Origin of the sequence: Thiomonas sp. SCN 64-16, assembly GCF_001725585.1 — a bacterium.
Lineage (GTDB): Bacteria > Pseudomonadota > Gammaproteobacteria > Burkholderiales > Burkholderiaceae_C > Thiomonas > Thiomonas arsenitoxydans.
This window is the reverse complement of sequence record NZ_MEGQ01000089.1, coordinates 1-5055: the sequence shown is the minus strand read 5'-3', so window position 1 is coordinate 5055 and position 5055 is coordinate 1. Positions and strand designations below refer to the sequence as shown.

Sequence of the window (5055 nt, the reverse complement as noted above, 5' to 3'; positions counted from 1 at the left end):
TTGGGATTGGTGACCGACTGGCGCTTGGCTGAAGCCCCCACCAGAATTTCGCCGTCTTCCATATAGGCGACGATGGATGGCGTGGTGCGTGCGCCTTCGCTGTTCTCAATGACCTTGGGCGTATTGCCCTCCATGACCGCCACGCAAGAATTGGTGGTGCCCAGGTCGATACCGATGATTTTTGCCATGGAAATTCTCCGAATGTGCCGCGCCGCGGGGCGCTGATTTTTAACTGCTAGTTAAATGAGGAAGCTTGTTGTGAATTCAAGTCTTGCGAATCTGGCCGTACCGAATCTGGCCATACCCATACAGGGACTTATTGCGCCACCGTGACCAGTGCCGGACGCAGGGTGCGTTCAGCGATCCGATAGCCTTTTTGCAGCACCGAAACCACCGTGCCGGAAGGCTGCTCGGCCGGTTGCACCGAAATGGCCTGGTGCAACGTCGGGTCGAATTTGTCTCCAGCCGCAGGAGCGATTTCCAGCAGGCGGTTGCGCTCGAAGGCCGATTTGAGCTGGCTCAGGGTGAGTTCCACGCCTTGTTTGAGCACATCGGGCTTGCCGCTGGTGTCGGCCAGCGCCGCCTCCAGGCTGTCCTTGACCGGGAGCAGTGATTCGGCGAAGCCTTCCACCGCAAATTTGCGGGCCTTGGCGGCTTCATCTTCCGCGCGGCGGCGGATGTTTTCCACCTCGGCGCGGGCGCGCAGCAATTGGTCGTTGAGCTTGGTGATTTCTTCCTGGGCCTGCGCCAGCTCGTCGCTCAGAACGGGCTCGGGAATCAACTCCTGATGCGCACCGCCAGCGGTTTGCGGATCGTCGGAAGGAGGGGTCTGGGGATCAGTCTGCATGGTCGCGAGCGCGGCGTGAGCGCGCGGTTATAAAAAATGACCTTTCCAGCGTGGGGGTGTCTTGCCGAATTTCAAGAGCCTGTCGGCTCGTCAGGAAGGCCAGTTTTTCCGATGCGGAATGAAAAAATCCCCCGCGGGTGCTGCTGCGGGGGATTTCGACGGGCAAGTACGGCAGGTGCTGCCGTCATGCCGGAGCGCCTACCGTGTAGGCGAACGTCTCGAAGGCCTTACTGAGCCTTCTTTTCTTCTTTTTTCATTTCCTTGTGCACGGCCTTTTTGTGCTCGACCTTCTTGTGTTCGACCTTTTTGTGCTCTTTTTTCATTTCCTTGTGGGCTTCGGGCTTGGCGGCTTCAGGGGCAGCCGGGGCCGGAGTTTGCGCCATGGCAACGGTGGCGAACAGGGAAGCAAACAGCGTGGCAGCAATTTTTTTCATGATGGGATGCACTTTCAATGTTTGGGATGGAAACGATCCAAGCTGGATCAGAGGCTTAATGCGTGTCCCGGTCTTTGGGTTGACACAACTTTGCAAAACTTGCGATTTCGATGGCTAGCAGCCCGGATAATGTCTATTGCGTCTACCGAATTTCTGCATTCCCGTGAGTTCAACCATGTCTGAGTTTTCCGTGCTGTTTGTCTGTATGGGCAATATCTGCCGCTCGCCAACCGCCGAAGGCGTGTTTCGCGCCAGAGTGCGTGAAGCCGGGTTGGAAAAGCGGGTTCGCATCGATTCGGCCGGCACCCACGCCTTCCACGTGGGCTCGGCGCCCGATCGTCGCAGTCAGCGTCATGCGCTGGAGCGGGGCTACGACCTCTCCGGCTTGCGCGCCCGCGCGGTGGAAGACGCGGATTTTTCGCGTTTCGATCTGCTCTTGGCGATGGACTGGGACAACCTCGCCTTGCTGGAACAGCGATGCCCGCCTCAGTTTGCCTCACGCTGCCGACTGTTTTTGAGTTTTGCGCCGCAGGCGCCGGTGGCTGCCGTGCCCGATCCGTATTACGGCACTGAACGCGATTTCGAGCGGGTACTCGATCTGGTGGAACAGGCCAGCGCGGGGCTGCTCGCCTTCATCGAAAAGCAGCTGGCGCAGCGGGCCTGAAGCGCCGCGGGTTCATTGCACTTCCTTGAACGGCAGGCGCTCTTGCAGGCTGTCCTGATGCTCGGCGAGGGCGGCTGACTCACGCTCCAAATAGTCTTCCACCGCCCGCGAAAACTGCGGGTGTGCCAGCCAATGCGCCGAGCGGGTGGCGACGGGTTGCAGTCCGCGCGCCATTTTGTGCTCGCCCTGTGCGCCGCCTTCGAAGGTGGTGTAGCCATGGGCCAGACACCAGGCGATGGGCTGGTAATAGCACGCGTCGAAGTGCAGGGCCGGAATGTGGGCGACGGCACCCCAGTAGCGACCGTAGGCGATGCGGCTTTGCGGGTCGAGCAGGACGAGCGAACTGGCCACGGGCTGGCCGTCTCGTTCGGCGATAAACAGCAGGCAGTGCTCGGGCATTTGGGCGCCGATGGTCTGAAAAAAAGCGCGGTTCAGGTAAGGATCGGAGCCGTGCAGGGCGTAGGTCGTTTGATAGCAGCGAGTGAAAAAATCCCAGTGCGATTCGGTGATTTCTGTCCCGACAAGGGCGCGGAAACAAACTCCGGCATCGCGCACCTGGCGTTGCTCTTGTTTGATCTTTTTGCGTTTATCGTGCCTCAAACTGCCGATAAAAGCCTCGAAGTCGGGCCAGGCCGCCCCACCTGCTGCGGGAGGGTTACGCCAGTGAAACTGCAGGGTAGTGCGCTCTAACAGACCGAGCGCACTGCACCACTGGGCCTCCTGCGGGTCGAGAAACAGGGCGTGCAGCGAACTGAACCCGCTGCGCCGGGCGATGGCCAGAATTTCGCCGAGCAGCGCTTTGCGCGCGGTGGCGTCGCGCCCCAGCAACTTGGCGCCGCCCACGGGAGTGAAGGGCACGGCGAGCAGGAGTTTGGGGTAGTAGGGCAGGCCATGCTCGGCATAGGCGCGGGCCCAGGCCCAGTCGAAAACGTATTCGCCGTAGGAGTGCGATTTCACATACAGCGCGCAGGCAGCGGCCAACGCGCCGCTGGCATCGCGCAACGAAACGACCACGGGCTGCCAGCCGGTCTCTGCGCCCACGCAGCCGCTTTGCTCCAGCGCGCTCAGCCAGACATGGCGCTGAAACGGCGTGGTGCCGGGCGTTGCCGCGACCAGGCTCTCCCAGTCGGCGGCGGGCAGTGCGCTCACCGCGTCCGACAACTCGGTGCGAAAATCCTCAGCCATGACTCTCCAACTCGCTGTTATTCAATGCAACCCGACCGTAGGTGATCTTGCGGGCAATGCGGCGCAGATCGCCCGCCTGACGCGGCAGGCCTATGCGCAGGGCGCGCGCGTGGTCGTCACCCCGGAGCTGGCGCTGACCGGCTATCCCCCGGAAGACTTGTTGCTGCGCCCGGCCTTTCTTCAAGCCAGTGCTGCCGTATTGAAGCAGCTTGCGCATGACCTGTCGGATCTGCCGGAATTGGCGCTGGTCGTCGGGCATCCGCTGGGGCTGGCCGCCGCCGAAGCGCCGCGGATCGCCTCGACCCAGCAGGCGGTGGCCTGCAACGCGGCCTCGCTGCTGCGGGGCGGCGTGGTCGAAGCGACCTATTGCAAGCATGAGTTGCCCAACTATCAGGTGTTCGATGAACGCCGTTATTTCGCGCCGGGCGATCAGCCGGTGGTGTTCGAGGCCGGGGGGACGCATTTCGGCATCAATATTTGCGAGGACGCCTGGCTGCCGCATGCGCCGCGCATGGCTCGCGCGGCCGGCGCTCAGGTGCTGCTGGTGCTCAATGCCTCGCCCTATCACCGTGGCAAGACGGCGGAGCGCGAGCGGGTGATGCGCGAGCGCTGCCTGGAAAACGGTATGGCGCTGGTCGCCTCGCAAATGGTGTGCGGGCAGGATGAGATCGTGTTCGACGGCGCGTCTTTTGTGCTCGACCGCGCAGGCGATCTCGTGGCACGCTCGCCGCAATTCGTCGAAGACATCCTGCGCGTCGATGTAACCGGCGGCGAGGTGCTCAAGCAGACTCCGGCGCATGTGGCGCCGTTGAAGTCCGACCATGCCGAGGTGTATGAGGCGCTGGTGCTCGGGGTGCGCGACTATTTGGGCAAGAACGGATTTCCAGGGGCGCTCATCGGGCTGTCGGGCGGGGCGGATTCGGCGCTGGTGCTGGCCATCGCGGTGGATGCGCTTGGCGCCGAAAAGGTGCGCGCGGTGATGATGCCGTCGCAATACACCGCGCAGATGTCGCTCGACGACGCCGCAGAAATGGCGCAGCGACTGGGCGTGCAGTACGACGTGCTGCCCATCACGCCGCTGTTCGAAACCTTTCGCACCACGCTGGCCCCGCTGTTGCACGAGCACCCCGGCGACACCACGCTGGAGAACATTCAGGCGCGCATTCGCGGCACCTTGCTCATGGGCCTGTCGAACAACAGCGGACGCATCGTGCTGACCACCGGCAACAAGAGCGAGATGGCCATGGGTTACGCCACGCTCTATGGCGATATGGCCGGGGGTTTCGCCGTCATCAAGGACGTGACCAAGACCTTGGTCTGGGAGCTGGCGCGCTGGCGCAACGCGCACGCGGCCGCAATGGGCGAGGCCGAGGTCATTCCGCAGCGCATCATCACCCGGGCGCCCAGCGCCGAGCTGCGCGCCGATCAGACCGATCAGGACAGTCTGCCTCCGTACGACGTGCTCGACGGCATTCTGCAGCGCTATATGGAGCAGGACGAACGGGTGGAAACCGTGCTGGCCGCAGGCTACGCCCGGGCCGATGTCGAGCGCGTGGTGCACCTGCTCAAACTGTCGGAGTACAAGCGGCGGCAGGCCCCTCCGGGCATTCGCGTCACCCACCGCGCATTCGGCCGCGATTGGCGCTATCCGATCACCTCAAAATTCCGGGAATCGTTCTGAATTCTGCCGATTCACGCATCCCCAGTTAAATTCCGTCTTCAATCACACCGAGGAGCCCTGACATGAAACTCATCACCGCCATCATCAAGCCGTTCAAACTCGACGAGGTACGCGAGGCCTTGGCGGAGATTGGCGTCACCGGCCTGACAGTGACCGAAGTCAAGGGTTTTGGCCGTCAGAAGGGGCATACCGAGTTGTATCGCGGCGCCGAATATGTGGTGGATTTCCTGCCCAAGGTCAAGGT

The 5055-nt window shown here is 62.3% G+C and carries 7 protein-coding genes; 3 read left to right on the top strand and 4 right to left on the bottom strand.

The features are described 5' to 3' along the window. The 3 genes from ABT24_RS15435 to ABT24_RS15425 form a co-directional block, all read right to left on the bottom strand. On the bottom strand, window positions 1-188 hold a 188-nt coding region (locus ABT24_RS15435), incomplete at its 3' end, for an Hsp70 family protein (protein ID WP_286738260.1). Window positions 189-316: 128 nt separating this feature from the next. Then, window positions 317-847, bottom strand: a complete 531-nt coding sequence (gene grpE / locus ABT24_RS15430; RefSeq protein WP_276731162.1) for a nucleotide exchange factor GrpE — start codon at window positions 845-847, stop codon at window positions 317-319. A gap of 227 nt (window positions 848-1074) precedes the next feature. Then, entirely contained in the window at window positions 1075-1281 is a 207-nt protein-coding gene (locus tag ABT24_RS15425) for a hypothetical protein (RefSeq protein ID WP_013106167.1), read from the bottom strand. A gap of 175 nt (window positions 1282-1456) precedes the next feature. Here ABT24_RS15425 and ABT24_RS15420 point away from each other — a divergent pair, with 175 nt between their 5' ends. Further along, the gene (locus tag ABT24_RS15420) at window positions 1457-1945 is read left to right on the top strand and encodes a low molecular weight protein-tyrosine-phosphatase (protein ID WP_276731159.1); all 489 of its coding nucleotides are present in this window, start codon (window positions 1457-1459) and stop codon (window positions 1943-1945) included. A 12-nt stretch (window positions 1946-1957) separates the two neighbouring features. Here the strand turns inward: ABT24_RS15420 and ABT24_RS15415 are convergent, their stop codons facing one another. Next, window positions 1958-3130 carry a GNAT family N-acetyltransferase gene (locus ABT24_RS15415; protein WP_276731157.1) on the bottom strand — a complete coding sequence of 391 codons (1173 nt, stop codon included), beginning with the start codon at window positions 3128-3130 and terminating at the stop codon, window positions 1958-1960. Here ABT24_RS15415 and ABT24_RS15410 point away from each other — a divergent pair. Both ABT24_RS15410 and ABT24_RS15405 read left to right on the top strand, forming a co-directional pair. After that, the gene (locus tag ABT24_RS15410; protein WP_286738259.1) at window positions 3129-4811 is read left to right on the top strand and encodes an NAD+ synthase; all 1683 of its coding nucleotides are present in this window, start codon (window positions 3129-3131) and stop codon (window positions 4809-4811) included. The two genes, ABT24_RS15415 and ABT24_RS15410, sit on opposite strands and share 2 nt — an antisense overlap. 62 nt (window positions 4812-4873) lie before the next feature. After that, window positions 4874-5055 (top strand): P-II family nitrogen regulator (locus ABT24_RS15405; RefSeq protein ID WP_286738257.1); only part of this gene is annotated, 182 nt, incomplete at its 3' end.